The sequence below is a fragment of the Streptomyces sp. NPDC050658 genome, from assembly GCF_044457025.1.
Lineage (GTDB): Bacteria > Actinomycetota > Actinomycetes > Streptomycetales > Streptomycetaceae > Streptomyces.
Genome location: NZ_JBITGM010000005.1, coordinates 347,231 through 370,626 on the forward strand (window position 1 = coordinate 347,231; position 23,396 = coordinate 370,626).

Below are 23,396 nucleotides of genomic sequence, written 5' to 3' on the forward strand. Positions count from 1 at the left end.
GCGGAGAAATATGAACGAACTTCCGGCGGATGTCAAAAGCCGCCGACCACATGACGCCCGGCGTCGGCTCAACTCTTGGGAAAAGCCCAGGGGTTGGCCTTGCACGTGATCCCGTCGTGTTCCAGGAACTTGGTCTGCTGCTGCATGACCGGCGCGAGTTCGCCGTCCTTCGTGCAGTCGACGTGATTGAAGCCGAGCCGGTGACCGACCTCGTGGTTGATCAGCATCTGGCGGTACGGATGGATGCTGTCGCCGTACGTCTTGGCGCCCTGCGCCCAGCGATAGGCGTTGATCATGACGCGGTCGGTGGCCGCGGAGTCACAGGACACGTTCTGTTCCAACGTGTCGAGCCCGGACTTCGCGCACCATTTCGCCGTCGTGACGGGGCTGGCGAGGGTGATGACGAAGTCGGCCTTCCCCGAGGAGATCCGCTCGAAGGTCCGGCCGCCGCCGTGCGCCCAACTCCGGTCGTCGTTCAGGGTCTTCTGTACGGCCGTCGCGAACAGCTCGCCGTCCAGGCCCATGCCCTTCTCGACGTCGACTCGGTAGCGGAACTTCTGCCCCTTGCCCGGCGCCTTGTCGAACCCGGCCATCACCTCGAAGTCACCGGACGCGGCGAGCTTCGCGTCCAGCGGGTACTTCTGACCCATCTTCTTCTCGTACGTCGCAGGGGCGGCGTCCGGCGGAGTGGGGCGGTCGTCCGAACGGGACGCGGAGTCACCGGTCTCGCGGGGCTCCCCGCCGTTCGCGGCCTGCGCCCGGGGCTCCGAGTCCTTGGGATCGTCGGTCACCTGGCCCGCCACGACCACGGCGAGCACAGTGGTGACCGCGGCGGCGGCGATGCCGGTGAAGGCGCGTCCCCTGCCGCTCTTGCCGCCCTCGTCGTAGGCGTCGGCGTCGTCGGCGTAGGTGTAGGTGTCTGGTCCGTCGGTCCCGCCGGTCCCGGTGGACCAGAGGTCGCCGTGGGCCGCCTCCTCCTCGTCGACCGCGCGGTCCCAGTCGGTGACGGAGGCGTAGGGGTCGCGGGGGGCGTACGGGTCGTCGGGGGTCCGCATGGGGGGCATGGCGCCCGGCGCCGCGGGGCCGGCGGGTGCTGCGGGCGCTGTGGGCACCCCAGGCGCTCCCGGTGCTCCCGGTGCTCCCGGTGCGAAGAGGTTCTCCTCGGCGAACTCGCCGTCGAAGGCGTCCACGTACTCGCGGCGCGGCCCCGGCACGTAGGCTCCGGCCCCCGTACCCGTGACCGTCGACGCTCCGGGCGCTCCGTACGAGGCGCCGAGCCGCGGCCCGGTCCCCCAGCCGCCGCCCGGCTCGCGCTGCTCGGGGTGGCCGCCGCGGACGTGCGGCACGCCGTGCGGGGGTGTCGCCTGGGGCACGCCGTGCGCGGGAGTTCCGTCGGCCGGCGGGCCCACGCGCCTGCGGCGGCCGGTGCCGGGGCCCGGCGCGGGGCGTGCGCCCTGTGCCTGCGGTATCCCGGTGTTGCCCGTGCTTCCCGTGTTGTCTGCGAGGTCGGCCGGACCCCGGCGGCTGTGACGTCCCACGTGCCGCCTCAGCTCCCCGAACCAGCGTTGCCGGAATCAGCCGACCGGGCTCCGGTCGACGTGGAATCAGTCAACTTCCCCGTGTCGGCGAGGAGTTCACGGAAGGCCGTGGCGACCGTGTCCGGATACTCCATCATCGCCACGTGCCCCGCGTCGGGCAGCGTGAGCAGCCGCGAGTCACGGAACGCGGCGGCCGCCTTGCGGGCCATGCGGTACGAGACGAGCAGGTCCCGGCCGCCGTACACGAGCAGTGTCGGCGCGAGCACCCGCTCGGCCTGCCGCCACAGCCCGTGCTGGCCGCCCAGCGTGTACGCGTTCACGATGCCGCGCGCCGAGCGCGCCATCGCGTCCCACATGTACGGCAGCGCGAGCCTGCGCTCCATTTCGCGCACCGCCGCGCTGAAACCTTCCGGCGAGACGCGGGAGGGATCGCCGTAACAGAGCGCCATGACGCCGCTGACCCGCTGCTCCGGCGTCCAGTCCTTGGTGAGCCGGGTGAAGAGCGAGGCGACACCGGGCACCGCGAGCAGTCCGGTCGGCACCGCCGTGCGCTGCACCCGGATCTCGGGCAGCGCCGGCGAGATCAGCGTGAGGGTGCGGACGAGGTCGGGGCGGACCGCGGCGACCCGCGTGGTGACCGCGCCGCCCATCGAGTTGCCGACCAGGTGCACGGGGCCCCGGTCGCTCGCGTCGAGGTAGCGGATGACGGCGCGGGCGTGTCCGGTGACCGAATAGTCGCCGTCGTCGGGCGGCGGCGAGTCCCCGAAGCCCGGCAGATCGAGCGCCTCGCAGTCGACGGCGGACTCGACCAGCGGCATCAGTGCCGACCAGTTCTGCGAGGAGCCGCCGAGACCGTGCACGAACAGCGCTGGCGGCAGCCCCGCACCGGCCGACGGCCTGGACCGCACGTTCAGCGTGAGCCCCGGAAGGCCGACCGGGTCGAGCCGCTCGCCCGCGGCGACCGCGACGGCACCCGGCTTGGGCGCGACGGCGGCGGCGAGCACGTGCGGCAACTCGGTCGAAGACATGCGGCAATGTTACGAGACGATCACACGGAGGTTCGTGTGTTCGCGGTCACAGATCCGGCCGATGTCCGGCCGGCACCGACGGAAGATCGCATAGCGCCCGCTCCGGCCGTCTCCTAGGCTCATAGACAGAGGGCGAACAGGGCACTCGCACCATCAGTGGTGCGCTTGGCAGTGCGCCAGGGAAGAGAGTGACGATGACCGTCGACCCGTCCGACCCCGAGACCTTCGAGGTCGAAGAGACCGAGAGCAGCGCGGAGACCCCCGAGGCCGACGCCGCCGAACAGCACACGGACCTCGCCCCGAGCCGGGACGACACCCTGCGGGACACCGACCAGGACACCGCCGACGTCGGCGACCTGGCCGAGCAGGCCCGCGTCGTCAGCCTCGACGAGGACGACTATCGCTGACCTGCCCGTGTTTGCCCTGCTACGCACGGCTTCCACGGCCATCCAGTCCGTGAAATTCTCCGCTCGTACCGCGCACATCACGGTTACCGAAAAGTACGATGGCCGCGCGGCGCACACCGCACATTCACGATCATGGGAGGCGGCGTGACAGCCATCGAGCAGACAGAGGCGGCACGCCCGCGGGGCACACGCCTGCCGCGTCGTGCCCGACGCAATCAACTGCTTGGCGCGGCGCAGGAGGTCTTCGTCGCACAGGGGTACCACGCGGCGGCGATGGACGACATCGCCGAGCGGGCCGGGGTCAGCAAGCCGGTGCTCTACCAGCACTTCCCCGGAAAGCTCGACCTGTACCTCGCGCTGCTCGACCAGCACTGCGAGTCACTGCTGCAGTCCATCCGTACGGCACTGGCCTCGACGACGGACAACAAGCTGCGGGTCGCGGCCACGATGGACGCGTACTTCGCGTACGTGGAGGACGAGGGCGGCGCCTTCCGCCTGGTCTTCGAGTCCGACCTGACCAACGAACCGGCGGTCCGCGAGCGCGTGGAGCGGGTGACGCTCCAGTGCGCCGAGGCGATCTGCGAGGTCATCGCCGAGGACACGGGCCTGCCCCGCGACGAGGCGATGCTGCTCGCGGTGGGCCTCGGCGGCTACTCGCAGGTGGTGGCGCGCTACTGGCTCTCCAGCGGCAGCACGGTCCCGCGCGACAAGGCGGTACAGCTGCTCACCTCGCTGGCCTGGCGCGGCATCGCGGGCTTCCCGCTGCACGGCACGGAAGGCCACTGATCGCCGGGGCGCGTTCTGTTCCCGGTTTCTGTTCGCTACCGGCGTGCGGCGGCGCAGCCGTGAGCATCGCTTCACCGGGCTAATGTGTGCTGAGTACGGCGCGGACGGCCGCGCACATCACTGACCGTCGGAGGGACATAGCCGTGGAGGTCAAGATCGGCGTGCAGTACGCGCCCCGCGAGATCGTGCTGGAGAGCGGCCAGAGCGCCGAGGAAGTCGAGCACGCGGTGTCCGAGGCGCTGACCGGCAAGTCGCCGCTGCTGAGCCTCGTGGACGACCACGGCCGCAAGGTCCTGGTTCCGGCCGACCGCCTCGCGTACGTCGAGCTCGGCGAGCCGACCGCGCGCAAGGTGGGCTTCAGCGCCCTGTAGTCAGGGTGCGCACGCAAGGCGCACAAGGAGAACGGCCCGGTGGATGACCACCGGGCCGTTCTCGTTGTGCGCCGTTCCCGATCCCGGCCGGAGGGTTGCGTTCCGGCTGCCAGGGGTAATACCGGCTACGACCGTTCCGCACCCGGCCGCGAGGGAGGGACCCCTGTGATCCTGGAAGCACTCGGCTCCGCACTGCTCGGTTTCGCCCTGGCGTGGGCGGTGGCCCACCGCCTGCCACACCGGCTCCCGGCCCGCAGCCTGGTCCTGGCGACCGGCGCGGTGGGCGCGCTGATCGGCTCCTTCGTAGCCCACATGGCCCTGGGCGCGGGCCACGCACCCGCCACGATCGCGGGCGCGGTGGCCATCGCGGCGGCCCTGCTGTCCCTGCTGCTCCGCCCGAGCCGCAGCAGACTGCGCCGTCGCTCGGCGACGGCGTAGGAGTCCGCGCTTGACCGCCCCGCGCGGGGAGCGCCCCGAAGGGGCGCGGGGAATCGCGCGACAAGCCGCAACGCACCCGCAGAAGAGGCGTCGGCCTAGGCGGCAAGCCCCAACGCGGCCATCCGCTTCGTGTGTGCCTCAGTGATCCGCGAGAACATCTTCCCGACCTCGGCAAGGTCGAACCCGTCGGCAACGCCACCGACCAGCATGGTCGACAGGGCGTCGCGATCGGCGACCACCCGCTGGGACTGCGAAAGGGCCTCGCCCATCAGCCGCCGGGCCCACAGCGCGAGCCGGCCGCCCACGCGGGGGTCCGCCTCGATCGCGGCCCGCACCTTCTCCACCGCGAAGCTCGCGTGCCCCGTGTCGTCGAGCACGCCGAGCACCAGCCCGCGCGTGTCACCGTCGAGCCGCGCCGCGACCTCGCGGTAGAAGTCACTGGCGATCGAGTCACCGACGTACGCCTTGACAAGCCCTTCGAGCCAGTCGGACGGCGCCGTCTGGCGGTGGAAGCCGTCGAGCGCGGCGACGAACGGCTCCATCGCCTCGGTCGGGTCCGCGCCGATCGCCGAGAGCCGGTCCCTGAGCTGCTCGAAGTGGTGGAACTCCGCCGACGCCATCTTCGCCAGCTCCGCCTTGTCGCCGAGCGTCGGCGCCAGCTTCGCGTCCTCGGCGAGCCGCTCGAACGCCGCGAGCTCTCCATAGGCGAGCGCGCCGAGCAGATCCACCACCGCGGCGCGGTAGTGCGGCTCGGCGGAAGCGGTCGCCCAGTCCTGGGCGGCGACTCCGGTCGGTTCGGCGGGCGTGTCAGCGGCGGTGTCAGGCGTCTCCATAAACCGCACAATAGCCCGCTCGCAGCAACGCGTAAGGGCCTGGTCAGTGACTGTGACTACGACGACGTGACCAATTCCCCAGACACGGCTGCGCGATTCCGGGGTACAGTGATAAAGCGCCCGCCGAATATTCGACGGGCCGTACGAATGAGGATGCCCGGTCGGAGGCCCGATCGGCTCCGACCCGACAGCCCTCCAGGCAGTGCGCACAGTGCGTACGGCACGAGGAGGGAACCTCAGCGGTACGAGCGCTCGAGCGCAGGCAGTGGTCCCGCGCCCCCGGCCCGCCCCCCAAGCAGCCGGCGGTAGTGGCACGGTCACGACCCCCAGCGTTCGCCTCGCGCCGCGTCTCACAGAAGAGGCAATGCCCTGACTACGACTTTCCGCGATCTCGGGATTCTCCCCGAGACGGCCGAGGCCCTCGAGGCCGTCGGCATCATCAGCCCTTTCCCCATCCAAGAGATGACGCTCCCCGTTGCCCTCTCCGGCACCGACGTCATCGGCCAGGCCAAGACCGGCACCGGCAAGACCCTCGGCTTCGGACTTCCGCTCCTGGAGCGCGTCACCGTCCCCGCGGACGTCGAGGCGGGCCGGGCCAAGCCCGAGCAGCTGACCGAGGCACCGCAGGCCCTCATCGTCGTACCGACGCGTGAGCTGTGCCAGCAGGTGACGAACGACCTCCTGACCGCCGGCAAGGCGCGCAACGTCCGCGTCCTCGCCATATACGGCGGCCGTGCCTACGAACCGCAGGTCGAGGCGCTCAAGAAGGGCGTCGACATCGTCGTCGGCACGCCCGGCCGGCTGCTCGACCTCGCCGGTCAGCGCAAGCTCGACCTCAAGCACATCAAGTGCCTCGTCCTCGACGAGGCCGACGAGATGCTCGACCTGGGCTTCCTGCCCGACGTCGAGCGGATCATCAACATGCTGCCGGCCAAGCGCCAGACGATGCTGTTCTCGGCGACCATGCCGGGCGCCGTCATCGGCCTCGCCCGCCGCTACATGTCGCAGCCCACGCACATCCGCGCCACCGCGCCGGACGACGAGGGCGCGACCGTCGCGAACATCGCGCAGTTCGTCTACCGCGCGCACTCCATGGACAAGCCGGAGATGATCGCGCGCATCCTGCAGGCCGACGGCCGCGGACTCGCGATGATCTTCTGCCGTACGAAGCGGACCGCCGCCGACATCGCCGAGCAGCTGGAGCGCCGTGGCTTCGCCTCGGGCGCCGTCCACGGCGACCTCGGCCAGGGCGCCCGCGAGCAGGCCCTTCGTGCCTTCCGCAACGGCAAGGTGGACGTGCTCGTCTGCACCGACGTCGCCGCGCGCGGCATCGACGTCGAGGGCGTCACGCACGTCATCAACTACCAGTCCCCCGAGGACGAGAAGACGTATCTGCACCGCATCGGCCGCACGGGCCGCGCGGGCGCTTCGGGTACGGCGATCACGCTGGTCGACTGGGACGACATCCCCCGCTGGCAGCTGATCAACAAGGCGCTCGACCTGGGCTTCAGCGACCCGGCCGAGACGTACTCCAGCTCGCCGCACCTCTTCGAGGACCTGAGCATCCCGGCGGGCACCAAGGGTGTGCTGCCGCGTGCCGAGCGGACCCGTGCGGGTCTGGGCGCCGAGGAGATCGAGGACCTGGGCGAGACCGGTGGGCGTGGTGCCCGCGGTGGCCGTTCCGGCCGCTCGCAGGAGCGCGGCCGCGCGTCGGACTCCGCTCCGGCCGCCGAGCGCCCCGCCCGTACGCCGCGCCGTCGTCGCCGCACGCGCTCCGGCGCCCCGCTGGACGCGGCGGCTCCCGCCGCGACCGCTCCCGAGGCCGCCGCGCCCTCCGCCGAGCCGACGGAGCCGCGTACGCCGCGCCGTCGTCGCCGGACGCGGGGTGGCGAGGCCGCCGAGGCGGTCGCCGCGGAGGCCGTGGTCGAGGCTCCCGTGACGGCTCCGGAGCCCGTCGAGGCGGCGGCCGAGGCCGCGCCCGCCAAGCCGCGCCGCCGGACCCGCAAGGCCGCGGAGGCGGTCGTCGACACCGTCGAGGCCACCCTGGTGGCCGAGGCGGAGGAGGCGCCCGCGACCAAGCCGCGCCGCCGTACGCGCAAGGCCGCGGAGCCGGTCGCCGAGGCCGCGGAGGCGGAGGCCCCCGCGAAGCCCCGCCGCCGCACCACGAAGAAGGCCGCCGAGGCCGTCGTCGACACGGTCGAGGCCGAGGCCCCCGCGAAGCCGCGCCGCCGCACCACGAAGAAGGCAGCGGCAGCCGAGCCGGTCGTCGAGGCCGCGGAGGCGGAGGCCCCCGCGAAGCCCCGCCGTCGTACGACGAAGAAGGCAGCGGAGGCCGTCGTGGACACGGTCGAGGCCGAGGCCCCGGCCAAGCCCCGCCGTCGTACGACGAAGAAGGCAGCGGAGGCCGTCGTGGACACGGTCGAGGCGGACGCCCCCGTCGCCAAGCCGCGTCGCCGCACGACGAAGAAGGCGGCCGCGCCCGTCGTCGAGGCGGAGATCCCGGCGCAGGCGACGGAGGAGTCGAAGCCGCGCCGCCGCACGAAGAAGTCGGCGGCGGCGCCCGCCGCCGACTGAGGAAGCCGCTGAAGGCCCGGCACCCCACGGGGTGCCGGGCCTTCGCCGTGCGCGGCGGACACGACCCACCCGCCCGTTGTGGGCAGGTTCCGCACTGCGGAGCGGGCGGGCGAGGCGTGCCCCCCCTGACCGACGAGCAGCAACACCACGCCCCCCCCCAAGCAGCCACCCCACACAACCACCCAGCAATCACCGGGCAATCGGGCGGGCGGATGGACAGGCCCGCCGCGCAGCGGCGGGTAACGGCACCACACCGCCGGGCACCGACGAGCAGACCGCCCCCTCCGGCAGGAGCACGCCCCCGCGCCCGTCACCGCCAAGCCCCGTGCAACGGCTAGCCTCGACCCATGAGCAGGCCGCCCACCTTCACCCCGCCCCCCGGCGTCGACGCCCGCCCCCTCCGCACGGAGCGCGGCGACTTCGCCGCCCTCGACGCCCGCCCGGCCGGCGAGGCCAAGGGGACCGTCCTGCTGATCCCCGGTTTCACCGGCAGCAAGGAAGACTTCATCGCGCTGCTCGCGCCCCTCGCGGCGGGCGGCTACCGGGCCGTCTCCGTGGACGGCCGCGGCCAGTACCAGAGCCCCGGTCCCGCCGACGACCAATCCCCGTACGCCCAGCCCGAGTTGGCCAAGGACGTACTCGCCCAGGCCGAAGCCCTCGGCGGCCGCGGAATCCACCTGCTCGGCCACTCCCTCGGCGGCCACATCGCCCGCGCCGCCGCCCTCGTCGCCCCCGAGGGCACCTTCGCCTCACTCACCCTCATGTCGTCCGGCCCCGCCCGGATCACCCCCTCCCAGCAGGCCCGCGCCAAGATGCTGACCGACGCGCTCGCCGTCCTGTCGATGGAGGAGGCATGGGAGGCGATCCAGGCGCAGGACCCGCCGGAGGAGACGGCCCTGGACGGCGAGGCGCTCCGCAATCGCTGGCTGGGGCACAGTCCCGCCCAGCTCATCGCCACCGGCAACCAGCTGCGCGTCGAGCCCGACCGCGTCGCCGAACTGGCCGCGCTCCCGCTGCCCGTGCACGTCATCTCGGGCGAGCGCGACGACACCTGGCTCGTCCCCTGGCTGGACGAGATGGCGCAGCGCCTGGGCGCCCACCGCACCGTCGTCACCGGCGCCGAGCACTCCCCCAACACCGACCGCCCGGCGGAGACCGCCGCCGCCCTCCTCGCCTTCTGGGAGCGGGGCGGCGACCGCCGACCGGGACCGTGAGGACAGGGGCGCACCACAGGCCTAGGCTGAAGTTGCCCCCCTTAAGACCTCAGCACAGGAGGCGGGCGTCATGACATTCGTCCAGGTCATCGAGTGCAAGACACACCAACTCGATGCCATGAACAAGCTGATGGACACCTGGGTGGAGGCCACCCGGGGCAAGCGGACGGCCACCCACTCGATCATGGCCAAGGACCGCTCCGACTCCAGCCACGTGGTGGAGATCGTGGAGTTTCCCTCCTACGAGGAGGCGATGAAGAACTCGAGCCTGCCGGAGACGGACCGGATCTTCCGGGAGATGGTCGCGCTCTGCGACGAGGCGCCGTCCTTCACCGATCTCGACGTGCTGCGCGACGAGCAGCTCAACAAGAGCGCGGTGAGCGACTTCTTCGAGGAAGTGGTCAACAACGGCAACATCGACGCGCTGGACGGGATGTGCACCGCCGACTACCGGGAGCACGACCCCTCACAGCCCTCCTACGACATGAGCCTGGCGGAGACCAAGATCGCGGACCGGGAGATCATGGAGGGCTTCCACCCGGCGGTCACCGTGGAGAGCCTGCTGGCCGACGGCGATCTGGTGTGCGCGCGGTTCTCGTTCAAGGGCCGCCACGTCGCCGCGTACCAGGGCCTGGAGGCGACCGGCCGGGATGTCGCCGGCACCGGTCACGCCACCTTCCGCTGCGCGGGCGGCAAGCTCGCGGAGAGCTGGTGGAACGTGGACGACCTCGGCCTCATGCAGCAGCTGGGCGTCGTCGAGGCCTGACCCCGCACCCCGAGCCGAGCCCTGTCGGCACCGCGGTCAGTACTGCGTCCGCAGATGCTCCCAGAAGCCGTCCCGCAACGCCCGCCGCAGATCCGACTGCCCCCGCAGCGAGTACGCGAGCAGCTTCTCCGCCTCCACCAGCAGCTCCTGGTCGACCGAGCCGGGCAGATAGGGGTGGCCGGGCAGCAGGTCCACCAGCGCCTCGCGCCCCCGCGCGGCCAGCCACTTCGCGGCGATCTGCGCGCCCACGAACCGCACGTCGTCGCGCGAGGGCCGGGGCGTCGTCGACGTCTCGTACGACGTGGCCGTGCGCCGTGACACGTACGGCTTGAAGAACTCGAGGTCGAACGTGCGCTGGCTGTCGACCTCCCACAGCAGCGGCTCCGCCTGGTTGCTGCCGTCGGGCGCCTCGATGCCCCACAGATGGACCCGCGCCCCGTACCCCTGCGCCGCCTCCACCGCCGAGACCAGGTCCTCGTCGCCGCCGACCAGCGCCGCGTCGCTGATCGCGCGGTGCCGGGCCAGTGACTCCAGGTCCGTGCGGATCAGGGAGTCGACGCCCTTCTGCTGATTGTTCGCGTTGAGGTTGCCGAGGCGGACCTTCACGTCCGGCAGCTCGGCGATCGACTGCTGCTCCATCGTGTGGATGCGGCGCCGCGCACCGTCGTACCAGTAGACGCGCAGCAGCCGGCTGTCCGCGAAGATCGTCCGCGCCTTGTCGATGAACGCCTCGATCAAACCCTCCGCGTCCAGGTCGAAGGCGCGCCGGTCCTCCGTGCCGACCGCGAGCCTGCCCGCCGCCGCGTACACATACCCGGCGTCGACGAAGATCGCGTGCGTGGACGGGGTCTTCGCCACCTCTGCGAGCATCCGCTCGAGCAGTCCGTTGGCGCGCTCCAGCTGGGCTCTGATCTCGATCTCGTGGTCCATTGCCGCACATTGTCCCGCTGGTCACGCTGCGAACACAACCGCTCTCGCTACCCGTGAGTAATTAGGCTGTCGAAAAATTTCTTTAGCGTAGGGAATGTTTGCTGGGAGCAACCCGTTGTACCCGTATGGAACGCGGGACACCGTTGCCCCGCGCTCCGCTATCACTCCAGTAGTTCTCCTTCAGGAGGATGACCAGACGAAGGGAGAAGCCCTGTGCGCTTCGAAATCATGCGACTCGACGACGTCGACGGCATCGCCGTGGACCGTACCGTCGTAGACGCCGCCTCCGTCAATCGGATCGTGCAGCAGGCCGCAGCGATCGGCCAGCGCATCTACATCCGCCCGGCCGACTCCCCGGCCTCGTAACGCAGACGTCGAGGGCCCCCGTACGCACATGTCGTACGGGGGCCCTTCGCATGCCCGGGGGCGGGGCGGCGGCTAGCTCCCCTGGATCACCTGGGTCACGCCGTTGATGATCTGCTGCACGGCGATCGCGGAGAGCATCATGCCCGCGAGCCGCGTCACGAGGACGACGCCGCCGTCCTTGATGACGCGGATGATCAGCAGCGAGTAGCGCATCACCAGCCACAGCACGACGTGCATCGCCACGATCGCCGTCCATACGGAGATCTGCGTGCCGACACTGTCGGCGTTCTGCACGGCCAGGATGACGGAGACGATCGCGCCGGGCCCGGCGAGGAGCGGCATGCCGAGCGGTACGAGGGCGACGTTGACGTCCTTGGTCTGCTTCGGCTCGTCGGTCTTGCCGGTGAGCAGGTCGAGCGCGATGAGCAGGAGCAGCAGCCCGCCCGCGATCATCAGCGCGGGGACGGAGACATGCAGATAGTCGAGGATCTGGTGGCCCAGGAGCCCGAAGACCGCGATGACGCCGAAGGCGACGCAGACGGCCTGGAAGGCCATCCTCTTCTGCACCTTGGCCGGGCGGCCGGAGGTGAGTCCGAGGAAGATCGGGGTGATCCCAGGGGGGTCCATGATCACAAAAAGGGTGAGAAAAAGGGATCCGAAGACGGCGACGTCGAACACAGTGATGCCTTGCAGAGAGTGGTGCGAGAACGCCGCGCGGAAGGGCAGCGGCGATGAGGGGAAGTGAGGGTGGGGGGCGCGCGGGCTACGCGGTCGCAGGTCCGCCGGCGCCCGGAACCGGGAACGCCCCGGTGGCCCTGCGCGTGATCTCCCCGTAGATCTCGGGGTCGGTGGTGAACTCACCGAGCACGCACGTCTTGCGGCTGCCGTGGTAGTCGCTCGACCCGGTGACCAGCAGACCGAGGTCCGCGGCGAGTCCGCGCAGCCGGGCGCGGGTGGCCGCGTCGTGGTCCATGTGGTCCGTCTCGACGCCGTCGAGACCGGCCGCGGCGAGTTCCGCTATCGCGGCCTCGGGGACGACCTGGCCGCGCTTGACGGCGGCCGGGTGCGCGAAGACGGTGACGCCGCCGGCCGCCTTGACCAGGCGGATCGCGTCGAAGGGGTCCAGCTCGTGCTTCTCGGCGTAGGCGCGGCCGCCGTCGGCGAGCCAGTCGGGCGTGAAGGCGTCCGAGACGCTGCGTACGACGCCCAGCTCGACCAGGGCCTCGGCGATGTGCGGGCGGCCGACGGAGCCGTCGCCCGCGATCCGCGCGACCTGTTCCCAGGTGACGGGGACGCCCAGCTCCTGGAGCTTGCCGACCATCGTCTTGGCGCGCGGCACGCGGTCGTCGCGCACCAGCTCGCGCTCGCGGGCCAGCTCCGGCTCTTCGGGGTCGAAGAGGTAGGCGAGCATGTGCAGGCCCACGCCGTCGAGCCGGCAGGAGAGTTCGGCGCCGGTGACCAGGGTCAGCCCGGCCGGGAGGGCGGTGATGGCCTCTCCGTACCCCCGGGTCGTGTCGTGGTCGGTCAGCGCGACGACGTCGAGCCCGGCAGCGGCGGCGCCCCGCACCAGCTCGGCCGGGGTGTCCGTGCCGTCGGATGCGGTGGAGTGGGTGTGCAGATCGATGCGCACGACGCGGACTCCAGGCTCTGACGGGGCGGACGAGGGGGACGCTCAAGGATAACGGGAATCAATCGCTCCCCCGGCCGCCACGGGAGAGGCGCCGCTCACTCCCCCGGCCGCCGCGGAAGAGGCACCGCTCACTCCCCCGACAGGCCTCCGGAGGGAACCGTCACGGCATCAGCAGCCGCGGCGAGAGCGCCCCGCACGGCAGCAGGTCCACCTCTGCCCCCGCGTCCCGCAGATCCGTCAGGACCAGCTCGTCGTACATCAAGAGGCCCGACTGCTCCGGCCAGGCGATCGCCCACAGCCACAGGCCGCGCGCCTCGCCCGCGAAGACCGCGCGGTCGTCCGGCGTGCCCGCCACATGCCACATGGGGGTCGGCCGGCCCGCCGCGAGGACCTTGGCCTGCGGGGGCTTCTCGACGTTCAGATAGGGGCCGGGGTCCGGTCCGTCGATGCCCGCGTACCGCGCGCCGAGCCCGACGCCCAGCTCCTCGGCGACCAGGATCAGCTCGCCGATGCCGCCGAGCGGGGCCGGGCCCGAACAGGCCACGGCGGTCGCACGGCCGCCGCTCCTGTCGTCGCCGGCACAGGCCACGCCCGTGAACAGCCAGCCCACCGGCAGCGGCCACGGCATCCACACGGGCACCTGCGCACGGTGCACCACCACTTGGAGGGCCTCGACGCTGGGCGGGATCACAGGCTGCAGCGGATGCACGGTCCCGTGCACATCACACTGCCAGGAGTCGGCAAAGAGACCGGGAGCCCTGACCCGGCCACCACACTTCGGGCAACTGGGTTCGCCCCTCATGGTGCTCAACGGTCCTCCCCGGTCGTCGCCGCGTCAAGGACTGATCACCCGTCCGGAGTCGGTGGCGTACCCCCCGCGACCAGGGGAAATTAGATGTAGCTTGCATCTTTTAGCCTTGCTAACTAATATGTGTATACGTCAACGATCCCGCCGGCAGCCATGAAGGAGCAGGCATGAACAGCAGCACAGGAGGCCCCGCCGAAGGGGATCCGTTCGACGAGGGCGCGACCAGCCTCCTCCGGCAGCCGAAGGCGGTCTGGGCCACGGCCGGCGCGTCCGTCGTCGCCTTCATGGGCATCGGGCTCGTCGACCCGATCCTCCCCTCCATCGCCAAGGGCCTGGACGCGAGCGCCAGCCAGGTCTCGCTCCTGTTCACCTCGTACTTCCTGATCACCGCCGTCGCGATGCTGGTGACCGGGTTCGTCTCCAGCCGGATCGGCGGCAAGAAGACCCTGCTCCTCGGCCTCGCCCTCGTCGTGGTCTTCGCGGGGCTCGCCGGAACCTCCGGATCGGTCGGCGAACTCGTCGGGTTCCGGGCCGGCTGGGGCCTCGGCAACGCCCTCTTCGTGTCGACCGCGCTCGCCGTCATCGTCGGCGCGGCGGCCGGCGGCAGCGCCGCGGCGATCCTGCTGTACGAGTCGGCGCTCGGCCTCGGCATGGCGTGCGGGCCGCTGCTCGGCGCGGTGCTCGGCAACGCGAGCTGGCGCTACCCGTTCTTCGGCACCGCCGCGCTGATGGCCGTCGGCTTCCTCTGCATCTCGGCGTTCCTGAAGGAGCAGCCGAAGCCCGCCCAGAAGACGTCGCTGCTCGCCCCGATCAAGGCGCTCGGCCACGGCGGGCTCGCCTCGGCTGCGGCCTCCGCGTTCTTCTACAACTACACGTTCTTCACGGTCCTGGCCTTCACGCCGTTCGTGCTGAACATGACGCCGTACAAGTCGGGCGCGATCTTCTTCGCCTGGGGTCTGCTGCTCGCGGTGTTCTCGGTGCTCGTCGCCCCGCGCCTACAGGCACGGCTCGGCTCGCTGAAGGTGCTCGGCGGTTCGCTGGTCCTGCTCGCGGTGGACGTGCTGGTCCTCGGGTACGGCAACCACACCACCGCCGTCGTCTGCACGATCCTGTCCGGCGCCTTCATCGGCGTGAACAACACCGTCTACACCGAGCTGGCGCTCGGGGTCTCCGACGCGCCGCGCCCAGTGGCGAGCGCCGGGTACAACTTCGTCCGGTGGTTCGCCGCGGCCGCCGCGCCGTTCTTCGCGCCGAAGATCGAGGAGTGGAGCAACATCCACGTCCCGTTCGTGGTCGCGGCCGTCACGGCGGTGCTCGGCGCGGTCGTGGTGTGGGTCCGCCGCAGCGCCCTCACGCACGAGGCCGAGGAGCTGGAGCCGAAGCACGCGACGGAGGACGGCGTCGCCGTCTTCGCCAACTGAAGCCCCCGGCAAGGAACTTCAGTCCAGGGAAACGGACCTGCGCAACGGATCGCGCAGGTCCGTTCCGCTGTTCAGCCACCGCTCCTGGAGGGCTCCCGCGCCGTGCACCCGCTTCCACGCGGCCTCGTTCGGCGTCATCGGCAGCAGCGGCAGGAAACGTACGGGGTCCATCGGCTCGTCGAGGTCGAGGTCCTCCACCAGGCCGCCGGGCTCCGCGACCAGTACGGACGTGAACTGCGCGCCGGGCCACAGCGGTTCGCCCACGTCGAGCGAGGCACCGGGGGCCACGATCAGGCCCTCGACCTGCGGGGAGGCCGCAAGGACGGCGAGCGGGCGGAGCACCTTGTCGGTGTCGGCGAGGCCTCCTCGTACCGACAACACCAGTTCCGCGCGAGGGCCCTTGACCGGATCGGCCAGGGCGGCGGTGGGGTCGGTCATCGGCTGGGCCGACATGCCGAGCGTGGCGTATCTGACCACGTCCCCGTCTGTGAAGCGCAGCACTTCCACCCGGTCGGTGCCGAGGAAGGTCACCGCGGCGCGCGCGTCGGGTTCGCCGAGGCCAGTACGGAGACGGGCCTCCACCAGAGCAAGAACATCAGCCATGACGCGAGCATAGAACTCGGCATAGAAGTCGTCAGTGATGGGTAAAGGCGGGGGTTTGACACTTCAGTCGGCTGATAGTGTTGGCAGCTGGTTCCGGGCAGCACGCAGAGCGTGCTCTCCAGCCCGGGCAGATGACTTCGCGCGCTTACGCGCCAGGGACTTCCCCTACGGGGGACCGGCCGGAGGAGGTGGGGCTGCAATGGACCGAAGTCGACCGTGCAGTACCACCCGTTCTTCCGTCTGACACCTCACGCAGCCCTGTAGCTGCCACTGTGCGTGGGTACTCCTCGTGCCGCGTGCGACGGAAGAGCACTTCGTTTCCACCTGATCTCGCTGAGTTTGATCTCTCCGAGCTTGATCTCCCCGAGTTCTCCGGTCTGAGTCAGTAGCGAAGCTGCCACCGCGACGGTGCGGTGCTCCCCGCTTTGTGGACGTGCCGAACATCCTCAGCAGGACGTCCCCATTCCGGGCAGTTCCAACCGTCGCCGGCGGCCTCCGTCAAAGGAGCCTGCCCATGTCGATGATCCGCGACCTGCGTGCCGCCGTCCGTCCCGCGCCCCGCAAGGACGGCAACACCTACATCTCGTACGACGCGACCCGCGAGGCCGCGTCCGCCGTAGTCGACTGCGCGGTCTACCGCGACGGCCGACGCGCGGCGTGCGACGACACTCTGACCCCGCACGAGGCGATGCTCCAGGTGCGCCGCGACGGCGGCTTCGCCTGGATCGGCCTGCACGAGCCGACCGAGGCCGAATTCGCCGGTATCGCCGCCGAGTTCGGGCTGCACCCGCTGGCCGTCGAGGACGCGGTGCACGCGCACCAGCGGCCCAAGCTGGAGCGTTACGACGACACGCTCTTCACCGTCTTCAAGACGATCCACTACGTCGAGCACACCGAACTGACCGCGACCAGCGAGGTCGTGGAGACCGGCGAGGTGATGTGCTTCACCGGCCGGGACTTCTTCATCACCGTGCGGCACGGAGGGCACGGCTCGCTGCGGGCGCTGCGGCGGCGGCTCCAGGAGGAGCCCGAGCTGCTCGCCAAGGGCCCCTCGGCCGTGCTGCACACCATCGCCGACCATGTCGTCGACGGCTATCTCGCGGTGGCCGACGCGATGCAGGACGACATCGACGACGTGGAGACCGAGGTGTTCTCCGCACCCAGCAAGGGCAAGGGGACCGCGCGCGGCGTCGACGCCGGGCGGATCTACCAGCTCAAGCGCGAGGTGCTCGAGTTCAAGCGGGCCGTGTCCCCGCTGCTTCGCCCCATGCAGCTCCTGAGCGAGCGGCCGATGCGTCTTGTCGACCCGGACATCCAGAAGTACTTCCGTGACGTCGCCGACCACCTGGCGCGCGTCCAGGAGCAGGTCGTCGGCTTCGACGAACTGCTCAACTCGATCCTCCAGGCCAACCTCGCGCAGGCCGCGGTCGCGCAGAACGAGGACATGCGCAAGATCACCTCCTGGGCGGCGATCATCGCCGTCCCGACGGCGGTCTGCGGGGTCTACGGCATGAACTTCGACCACATGCCGGAGCTGCGCTGGCGGTACGGCTACCCGATGGTGCTCGCCCTCATCGGCGGCATCTGCTTCGCCATCCACCGCACCCTCAAGCGCAACGGCTGGCTCTGATTCCCCGCGGCACCCCACTCGGTAGGCTGCGCGCATGACAGAAACGCTGCTCGCCCGGGCCCTCGTCGAGGAGGCCACCAAGAAGTCGGGGCTGATCTGGGTGCGCGGCGACGGACCTGCTGCCCGCGCCCTGTGGCACGTCTGGCACGAGGGCGCGGCCTGCCTGGTCGGCGACGGGCCCGGCGAGCAACCGCTGCCGGGTCTCGCCGACGGCTCCACCGCCGAGGTGACCGTGCGCAGCAAGGACAAGGGCGGCCGTGTCATTGCCTGGACTGCGTCCGTGACCGAGCTTGCGCCGCGTTCCGAGGAGTGGGAGGCGGCCGTCGGGGAGCTCAAGGGCAAGCGGCTGAACGCGCCGGACGCGGAGCGGATGACGGAGCGCTGGGCTGCCGAGTGCAGGGTGGTTCGGCTCGCCCCGAAGGACGCGGTCACGGAGCTGCCGGACGGGTCGCTGGCGGCGCCGCCCCTGCCGACCTCCGCGACCACCCGGCAGCCGGTGCCGGATGCGTTGCCTCGGCTGCTTTTCAGGCGGAAGAAGCGGTAAGCGGAGTATTCGTCCGCGGGTGACTCGTGGCTGGGCGCGCAGTTCCCCGCGCCCTACGGGGCGCCGGCCCGCGCGCCTACTTCGTAGGCAGCTGCTCCCCGTAGTCCACCATCTCGTCCTTCCGCGGCTCCTCCAGCGTGAAGTCCTTGCCCCAGTCGGTGAGGCGGAGGGAGCCCGCGTCACCCGCGCGCTGGAGGCGCAGGGGGTAGGGCCTGCCCTCCAGGGAGACGTCCAGGGTGCCGCCCGCGCCCTGGTCGCCGGTGAGCTTGATGCTGGGGATGCCGCCGGTCCTGCCGCGCTCGCCCGTCTCCAGCTCGCCGTGCAGCGTGAGCATGCCCGACAGGAGTACGTCCTTGTCCGTGAAGCCGCTCAGCTGCTTGTAGGAGGCGTCCTCCTCGGGCACCTTCACGTACTTGCCGTCGAGCTTCGCCGCGGCCTCGTCGTCCGCCTTGCCGGGCTTCTCGCCGTCCTTGGCGTTCGCGTGCGTCCAGAAGGCGGAGTCCGCCATCAGGTACAGCTCCTTGCCGACCCGCAGCAGCTTGAACGTATCGCCCTTGGAGGTGACCGAGCCCTCGCCGCCCTCGCCCTTGAGCCGCATGTCGAGCTTGTACGTGTGGCCCTTGCTGACCAGCGTGCCCGAGAGCCGCACGGCGTCCGCCGCGTCGGCCGCCGCGAGGGACTTGCTCTGGATCTTCTTCGCGGAGAGCTTGCCGACGCCGTTGGTGCCCGCGTCCGGGTCCTCCTCGCTGCTGCACCCGGTGAGACCGGTGACCCCCACGACCAGACCCGCGCACAGCGCGCTCACGACGGTCGCCCTGCGGGTGCGGCGGGCCAGGGGAATCGCAGTCACAGGTGGCACTGCCTCTCGTGGGGACGACGGCTACGGCTACGGCTTCGGCAGTACGGCAGCGTACCCGTGCTGACCACTCGCTTCGGCGCCAGTCCCGCCGGACGCCCCACCAGGGCGGATCCGACCGGGACGGGCTAGCCTGAAGCCCGCATTACCGGACAGAACGACACAATTCTCTGCGGCGAAGGAGGCGCGCGTGATGGCCGCAAGCCCCTCCCGGATCTTCGTCTCGCACCTCTCCGGCACCGCCGTCTTCGACCCGAACGGCGACCAGGTGGGCCGGGTGCGCGACCTCGTCGCCATGCTCCGGGTCAGCCGCAGGCCGCCCCGGCTGCTCGGCCTGGTCGTCGAGCTGTCCACACGGCGCCGCATCTTCCTGCCGATGACCCGCGTGACGGGCATCGAGTCGGGCCAGGTCATCACGACCGGCGTACTGAACGTGCGGCGCTTCGAACAGCGGCCCACCGAGCGCCTCGTGCTCGGCGAGATGCTGGACCGCCGGGTCAAGCTGGTCGAGACGGGCGAGGAGGTGACCGTCCTCGACGTATCGGTGCAGCAGCTGCCGGCCCGCCGCGACTGGGAGATCGACAAGGTCTTCGTACGGAAGGGGAAAGGGGGCACCTTCCGGCGCAAGGGGGAGACGCTCACCGTCGAGTGGTCCGCCGTCGACGGATTCTCCCTGGAGGAGCACGGCCAGGGCGCCGAGAGCCTGCTCGCCACCTTCGAGCAGCTGCGCCCCGCCGACCTCGCCAATGTGCTCCACCACCTGTCGGCGAAACGGCGGGCCGAGGTGGCGGCAGCGCTCGACGACGACCGGCTCGCCGACGTACTCGAAGAGCTGCCCGAGGACGACCAGATCGAGATCCTCGGGAAGCTGAAGGAGGAGCGCGCCGCGGACGTCCTGGAGGCCATGGACCCCGACGACGCCGCCGACCTGCTCGCCGAGCTCCCGGAGGACGACAAGGAGCGGCTGCTCACCCTGATGCAGCCGGACGACGCGGCGGACGTGCGGCGTCTGATGGCGTACGAGGAGCGCACCGCCGGCGGTCTGATGACGACCGAGCCGATCGTGCTCCGGCCCGACGCCACCGTCGCGGACGCCCTGGCACGGGTGCGCCAGCAGGACCTCTCCCCCGCGCTCGCCGCGCAGGTGTACGTCTGCCGGCCGCCGGACGAGACGCCGACCGGCAAGTACCTGGGCACCGTGCACTTCCAGCGGCTGCTCCGCGATCCGCCGTACACGCTGGTCAGCTCGATCCTCGACGACGACCTGCAGACGCTCGCCCCGGAGACGGCGCTGCCGCAGGTCGCCGGGTTCTTCGCGACGTACGACATGGTGGCGGCCCCCGTCGTCGACGAGGGCGGCTCGCTGCTCGGGGCGGTCACGGTCGACGACGTGCTCGACCACATGCTCCCGGACGACTGGCGCGAGACCGAGTTCCACCAGGAAGAGGCGCCCGGTGCCGCCGGCTGACCGCGAGCGCGACCCGCGCGCCGAGCCGCGCCCCGCGCCCCGCTTCCGGCTCGACCAGCCGCGGCCGCCGCGCCGCAAGCTGCTGCCGGAGTACGACCCGGAGGAGTTCGGGCGGCTCTCCGAGCGGATCGCGCGGTTCCTCGGCACGGGGCGGTTCATCGTCTGGATGACGGTCACCATCACCGTCTGGGTCGTCTGGAACGTGACGGCGCCGGACGCGTGGCGCTTCGACCCCTTCCCGTTCCTGTTCCTGACGCTCGCGCTGTCCCTGCAGGCCTCGTACGCCGCCCCGCTGATCCTCCTCGCGCAGAACCGGCAGGACGACCGCGACCGGGTCAACCTGGAACAGGACCGCAAGCAGAACGAGCGGTCCATCGCGGACACCGAATATCTGAGCCGCGAGATCGCCTCGCTGCGGATGGGCCTCGGCGAGGTCGCCACCCGCGACTGGATCCGCTCCGAGCTCCAGGACCTGGTCAAGGAGCTGGAGGAGCACCGGACGGCGAACCGCGTCGTATTCCCGTCGGAGGAGCGCGGCGGACGTGATGTAGGCGACCGCTGACGGGGCTTTCCGACCCACCGTTACCGCGCCGTACTATCGGTTCTATGGCTACGGAAGACGCGGTGCGCGAAGCACTGGCGACAGTGAACGACCCCGAGATCCAGCGACCCATCACCGAGTTGGGGATGGTCAAATCGGTGGAGATCGGCGCGGACGGCGCCGTGGCCGTCACGGTCTACCTCACGGTCTCCGGCTGCCCGATGCGCGAGACGATCACGAAGAACGTGACGGACGCGGTCGCGCGCGTGGACGGCGTCACGCGCGTCGACGTCACGCTCGACGTGATGAGCGACGAGCAGCGCAAGGAGCTCGCGGCGGCGCTGCGCGGCGGCACCGCCGAGCGCGAGGTGCCCTTCGCCAAGCCCGGCTCGCTGACCCGTGTCTACGCCGTCGCGTCCGGCAAGGGCGGCGTCGGCAAGTCCTCGGTGACGGTGAACCTGGCGGCGGCGATGGCGGCGGACGGCCTGAAGGTCGGCGTCGTGGACGCGGACATCTACGGCCACTCCGTGCCCCGCATGCTGGGCGCCGACGGCAAGCCCACCCAGGTCGAGAACATGATCATGCCGCCGTCCGCGAACGGCGTGAAGGTCATCTCCATCGGCATGTTCACGCCGGGCAACGCGCCGGTGGTGTGGCGCGGACCGATGCTGCACCGCGCGCTCCAGCAGTTCCTCGCGGACGTCTTCTGGGGCGACCTGGACGTCCTGCTGCTCGACCTGCCGCCGGGCACGGGCGACATCGCGATCTCCGTGGCCCAGCTGGTCCCGAACGCCGAGATCCTCGTCGTGACGACGCCCCAGCAGGCCGCGGCCGAGGTCGCCGAGCGGGCCGGCTCCATCGCCGTACAGACCCACCAGAAGATCGTCGGCGTCGTCGAGAACATGTCGGGCCTGCCCTGCCCGCACTGCGACGAGATGGTCGACGTCTTCGGCACCGGCGGCGGCCAGAAGGTCGCCGAGGGCCTCACGAAGACCACCGGCGCCACCGTCCCGGTCCTCGGCTCCATCCCGATCGACGTCCGGCTGCGCGAGGGCGGCGACGAGGGCAAGCCGGTCGTCATCACCGACCCGGACTCCCCGGCGGGCTCGGCCCTGCGCGCCATCGCGGGCAAGCTGGGCGGCCGTCAGCGCGGCCTCGCGGGCATGACGCTCGGCATCACACCGCGCAACAAGTTCTGAGGCTCCTCGCAAAGGGCCTCCTCCTCGTACGCCGATGGGGGCGCCGCTCGTAATGAGCGGCGCCCCCATCGGCGTATCCGGAAGCCGTCAGCCGCCGTACTCGGCGATGTTCTTGACCACCGAGAAGCCCAGGCCGTACGCGCTCATGCCGCGGCCGTAGGCGCCCAGGTGGACGCCCTCGTCGGTGGACCCGGCGAGCACCCAGCCGAACTCGGACTCGCGGTAGTGGAACGAGGTCGGCACCCCGTCCACCGGCAGCGAGAGCGTCGACCAGTCGGCGCCCTGCAGATCGTCGGCGAGCACCCAGGCCGTCTCGGTCTGCTGGTCCAGCCAGTCGTTGCGCAGGTTGTGGTCCATCTGGCCCGGCCAGGTGACCGCGAGCAGCCCCACGCCCGCGAGCCAGGCCGCGGACGACACCGAGGTCGCCTCCAGGAGGCCCGTGCCGTCCGCGCTGCGCCGCACCGGGTTGGCCTCGACGGTCACCACGACCGCGAAGCGCTCCTTGTCGTTGGTCCCGAGCGGGCCCTCGCTGCGCACCGAAGGCTCGTCGCCGTGGCCGATGGAGCCGTGCGCCACCACGCCATCCGCGGTGCCGACCTGCATCAGCCAGCGCGGCCCCGTGAAGGCCTCGTCCAGGCCGTACCAGGGGAAGGACGCCTGCAGATAGCCGTCGACCGTGTGCCGGGCGGAGGGCGCCGCTTGCGCGTCACCGTCCGCGGCCGGCGCCTGTGCGCCTACGCGACTTGTCGTCTCCATGTACCCGGCCGCCTCCTCGTTCTCATCGGTCCGCAGGGCCCGCCCCCCTCGGGCGTCCTCAGCCGGACAACAAGGCAGGATAGCCACACCCGTTCCGGAAGCTGGGACACCGGTCGGCGGACGGGTGGTTCTCGCGGCGTCGCGAGGAGAGTTCCGCGCCAGGTCAGGTGGCGTCGGCGTCGAACGGCGGGTGCTCTTCGGCCGGGGCCTTCGCGGGCTTCTTCGACATGTCGATCCGGCCACCGCCGGACGCGGCGCCGCCGCCGGAGCCCTCGGACGCGTCGGATTCGCTCTCCCGGCCGTGCACGGCGTCCGTGACCTCGGCCATCTCCTTCTTGAGGTCGAAGCCGTTGCGGATTTCCTTCAGGCCCAGCTCGTCGTTGTCGAGCTGCTTGCGGATGAAGGTCTTCGGATTCAGGTCCTCGAACTCGAAGTCCTTGAATTCCGGGCCGAGTTCACTGCGTATATCCGCCTTGGCGCTGTCCGAGAATTCCCGGATCTTACGGATGGTGCGCGAGGCGTCCTGAATCAGCTTGGGCAGCTTGTCCGGGCCGAAGACGAGCACGGCGAGGATGATCAGCGCCACTACCTCGAGCGGGCCAATGTCTGAGAACACCTTGAACTCCTTGCCATCCGGACCGGGTCCACGGTACCCGGCGATCCTGTCCCTCCGGTAGCCGCCGGGCGTC

At 71.0% G+C, this 23,396-nt stretch carries 25 protein-coding genes; 14 read left to right on the top strand and 11 right to left on the bottom strand.

Features of this window, described 5'->3' with window-relative positions; genetic code table 11:
- Nucleotides 1–68 precede the first annotated feature (68 nt).
- Nucleotides 69–1,538, bottom strand: coding sequence for a DUF3152 domain-containing protein (locus ACIBKX_RS19880; protein WP_363271586.1), 1,470 nt, complete (start codon nucleotides 1,536–1,538; stop codon nucleotides 69–71).
- 8 nt (nucleotides 1,539–1,546) lie between these two features.
- On the bottom strand, nucleotides 1,547–2,566 hold the full coding sequence (locus ACIBKX_RS19885) for an alpha/beta hydrolase (protein WP_363271588.1): 1,020 nt from the start codon (nucleotides 2,564–2,566) through the stop codon (nucleotides 1,547–1,549).
- Nucleotides 2,567–2,760: 194 nt separating this feature from the next.
- Between ACIBKX_RS19885 and ACIBKX_RS19890 the strand changes: the two genes are divergently transcribed.
- The 4 genes from ACIBKX_RS19890 to ACIBKX_RS19905 all read left to right on the top strand — a co-directional run bounded on the left by ACIBKX_RS19890 (nucleotide 2,761) and on the right by ACIBKX_RS19905 (nucleotide 4,568).
- Entirely contained in the window at nucleotides 2,761–2,973 is a 213-nt protein-coding gene (locus tag ACIBKX_RS19890) for a hypothetical protein (RefSeq protein ID WP_363271589.1), read from the top strand.
- A 144-nt stretch (nucleotides 2,974–3,117) separates the two neighbouring features.
- Nucleotides 3,118–3,759 carry a TetR/AcrR family transcriptional regulator gene (locus ACIBKX_RS19895; protein ID WP_360767695.1) on the top strand — a complete coding sequence of 214 codons (642 nt, stop codon included), beginning with the start codon at nucleotides 3,118–3,120 and terminating at the stop codon, nucleotides 3,757–3,759.
- Nucleotides 3,760–3,902: 143 nt separating this feature from the next.
- The gene (locus tag ACIBKX_RS19900) at nucleotides 3,903–4,130 is read left to right on the top strand and encodes a DUF3107 domain-containing protein (RefSeq protein ID WP_055565193.1); all 228 of its coding nucleotides are present in this window, start codon (nucleotides 3,903–3,905) and stop codon (nucleotides 4,128–4,130) included.
- A gap of 165 nt (nucleotides 4,131–4,295) precedes the next feature.
- Nucleotides 4,296–4,568, top strand: coding sequence for a hypothetical protein (locus ACIBKX_RS19905; protein ID WP_363271590.1), 273 nt, complete (start codon nucleotides 4,296–4,298; stop codon nucleotides 4,566–4,568).
- Between the two features lie 95 nt (nucleotides 4,569–4,663).
- Here the strand turns inward: ACIBKX_RS19905 and ACIBKX_RS19910 are convergent, their stop codons facing one another.
- A complete protein-coding gene (locus ACIBKX_RS19910; protein ID WP_363271591.1) occupies nucleotides 4,664–5,401 on the bottom strand; it encodes a ferritin-like fold-containing protein in 738 nt (245 codons plus the stop codon).
- A gap of 462 nt (nucleotides 5,402–5,863) precedes the next feature.
- Here ACIBKX_RS19910 and ACIBKX_RS19915 point away from each other — a divergent pair, with 462 nt between their 5' ends.
- The 3 genes from ACIBKX_RS19915 to ACIBKX_RS19925 all read left to right on the top strand — a co-directional run bounded on the left by ACIBKX_RS19915 (nucleotide 5,864) and on the right by ACIBKX_RS19925 (nucleotide 9,955).
- A complete protein-coding gene (locus ACIBKX_RS19915; protein WP_363271592.1) occupies nucleotides 5,864–7,975 on the top strand; it encodes a DEAD/DEAH box helicase in 2,112 nt (703 codons plus the stop codon).
- A 347-nt stretch (nucleotides 7,976–8,322) separates the two neighbouring features.
- The gene (locus ACIBKX_RS19920) at nucleotides 8,323–9,189 is read left to right on the top strand and encodes an alpha/beta hydrolase (protein WP_363271593.1); all 867 of its coding nucleotides are present in this window, start codon (nucleotides 8,323–8,325) and stop codon (nucleotides 9,187–9,189) included.
- A gap of 70 nt (nucleotides 9,190–9,259) precedes the next feature.
- Nucleotides 9,260–9,955 carry an ester cyclase gene (locus ACIBKX_RS19925; protein WP_363271594.1) on the top strand — a complete coding sequence of 232 codons (696 nt, stop codon included), beginning with the start codon at nucleotides 9,260–9,262 and terminating at the stop codon, nucleotides 9,953–9,955.
- Nucleotides 9,956–9,991: 36 nt separating this feature from the next.
- On the opposite strand, the gene ACIBKX_RS19930 is transcribed toward ACIBKX_RS19925, so the two are convergent.
- Entirely contained in the window at nucleotides 9,992–10,885 is an 894-nt protein-coding gene (locus ACIBKX_RS19930) for an NYN domain-containing protein (protein ID WP_363271595.1), read from the bottom strand.
- A 213-nt stretch (nucleotides 10,886–11,098) separates the two neighbouring features.
- On the opposite strand from ACIBKX_RS19930, the gene ACIBKX_RS19935 reads away from it, so the two are divergent.
- Nucleotides 11,099–11,251 carry a hypothetical protein gene (locus ACIBKX_RS19935; protein WP_363271596.1) on the top strand — a complete coding sequence of 51 codons (153 nt, stop codon included), beginning with the start codon at nucleotides 11,099–11,101 and terminating at the stop codon, nucleotides 11,249–11,251.
- A gap of 72 nt (nucleotides 11,252–11,323) precedes the next feature.
- Here ACIBKX_RS19935 and ACIBKX_RS19940 read toward each other — a convergent pair whose 3' ends face one another.
- From ACIBKX_RS19940 to ACIBKX_RS19950, 3 genes are all read right to left on the bottom strand, one after another.
- Nucleotides 11,324–11,929, bottom strand: coding sequence for a MarC family protein (locus tag ACIBKX_RS19940; protein WP_363271597.1), 606 nt, complete (start codon nucleotides 11,927–11,929; stop codon nucleotides 11,324–11,326).
- A gap of 85 nt (nucleotides 11,930–12,014) precedes the next feature.
- Nucleotides 12,015–12,881, bottom strand: a complete 867-nt coding sequence (locus ACIBKX_RS19945) for a PHP domain-containing protein (RefSeq protein WP_363271598.1) — start codon at nucleotides 12,879–12,881, stop codon at nucleotides 12,015–12,017.
- A gap of 160 nt (nucleotides 12,882–13,041) precedes the next feature.
- Nucleotides 13,042–13,683, bottom strand: a complete 642-nt coding sequence (locus ACIBKX_RS19950; RefSeq protein ID WP_363271768.1) for a DUF6758 family protein — start codon at nucleotides 13,681–13,683, stop codon at nucleotides 13,042–13,044.
- A 173-nt stretch (nucleotides 13,684–13,856) separates the two neighbouring features.
- On the opposite strand from ACIBKX_RS19950, the gene ACIBKX_RS19955 reads away from it, so the two are divergent.
- The gene (locus ACIBKX_RS19955; RefSeq protein ID WP_363271599.1) at nucleotides 13,857–15,110 is read left to right on the top strand and encodes an MFS transporter; all 1,254 of its coding nucleotides are present in this window, start codon (nucleotides 13,857–13,859) and stop codon (nucleotides 15,108–15,110) included.
- An 18-nt stretch (nucleotides 15,111–15,128) separates the two neighbouring features.
- On the opposite strand, the gene ACIBKX_RS19960 is transcribed toward ACIBKX_RS19955, so the two are convergent.
- Nucleotides 15,129–15,713 (bottom strand): suppressor of fused domain protein, encoded by a 585-nt coding sequence (locus tag ACIBKX_RS19960; RefSeq protein ID WP_363271600.1) that lies wholly within the window; start codon nucleotides 15,711–15,713, stop codon nucleotides 15,129–15,131.
- A 514-nt stretch (nucleotides 15,714–16,227) separates the two neighbouring features.
- Here ACIBKX_RS19960 and ACIBKX_RS19965 point away from each other — a divergent pair.
- Entirely contained in the window at nucleotides 16,228–17,343 is a 1,116-nt protein-coding gene (locus ACIBKX_RS19965) for a magnesium and cobalt transport protein CorA (protein ID WP_363271601.1), read from the top strand.
- 34 nt (nucleotides 17,344–17,377) lie between these two features.
- Nucleotides 17,378–17,887: a hypothetical protein gene (locus tag ACIBKX_RS19970; protein ID WP_363271602.1), complete on the top strand. Its 510-nt coding sequence runs from the start codon at nucleotides 17,378–17,380 to the stop codon at nucleotides 17,885–17,887.
- A 76-nt stretch (nucleotides 17,888–17,963) separates the two neighbouring features.
- Here the strand turns inward: ACIBKX_RS19970 and ACIBKX_RS19975 are convergent, their stop codons facing one another.
- The gene (locus ACIBKX_RS19975; RefSeq protein ID WP_363271603.1) at nucleotides 17,964–18,737 is read right to left on the bottom strand and encodes a hypothetical protein; all 774 of its coding nucleotides are present in this window, start codon (nucleotides 18,735–18,737) and stop codon (nucleotides 17,964–17,966) included.
- Between the two features lie 199 nt (nucleotides 18,738–18,936).
- On the opposite strand from ACIBKX_RS19975, the gene ACIBKX_RS19980 reads away from it, so the two are divergent.
- Genes ACIBKX_RS19980 through ACIBKX_RS19990 form a run of 3 tightly spaced genes read left to right on the top strand, consistent with a single transcriptional unit; the run spans nucleotide 18,937 to nucleotide 21,951 of the window.
- Nucleotides 18,937–20,211 carry a magnesium transporter MgtE N-terminal domain-containing protein gene (locus ACIBKX_RS19980; protein ID WP_363271604.1) on the top strand — a complete coding sequence of 425 codons (1,275 nt, stop codon included), beginning with the start codon at nucleotides 18,937–18,939 and terminating at the stop codon, nucleotides 20,209–20,211.
- A complete protein-coding gene (locus ACIBKX_RS19985; protein WP_363271605.1) occupies nucleotides 20,198–20,773 on the top strand; it encodes a DUF1003 domain-containing protein in 576 nt (191 codons plus the stop codon). The genes ACIBKX_RS19980 and ACIBKX_RS19985 overlap by 14 nt, the downstream gene beginning before the upstream one ends.
- A gap of 44 nt (nucleotides 20,774–20,817) precedes the next feature.
- The gene (locus tag ACIBKX_RS19990; RefSeq protein WP_363271606.1) at nucleotides 20,818–21,951 is read left to right on the top strand and encodes an Mrp/NBP35 family ATP-binding protein; all 1,134 of its coding nucleotides are present in this window, start codon (nucleotides 20,818–20,820) and stop codon (nucleotides 21,949–21,951) included.
- An 87-nt stretch (nucleotides 21,952–22,038) separates the two neighbouring features.
- Here the strand turns inward: ACIBKX_RS19990 and ACIBKX_RS19995 are convergent, their stop codons facing one another.
- Both ACIBKX_RS19995 and ACIBKX_RS20000 read right to left on the bottom strand, forming a co-directional pair.
- On the bottom strand, nucleotides 22,039–22,707 hold the full coding sequence (locus ACIBKX_RS19995) for a hypothetical protein (RefSeq protein ID WP_363271607.1): 669 nt from the start codon (nucleotides 22,705–22,707) through the stop codon (nucleotides 22,039–22,041).
- Nucleotides 22,708–22,870: 163 nt separating this feature from the next.
- Complete coding sequence (locus tag ACIBKX_RS20000; RefSeq protein ID WP_363271608.1) at nucleotides 22,871–23,323, bottom strand: sec-independent translocase; 453 nt, start codon at nucleotides 23,321–23,323, stop codon at nucleotides 22,871–22,873.
- Between the last annotated feature and the right edge of the window lie 73 nt (nucleotides 23,324–23,396).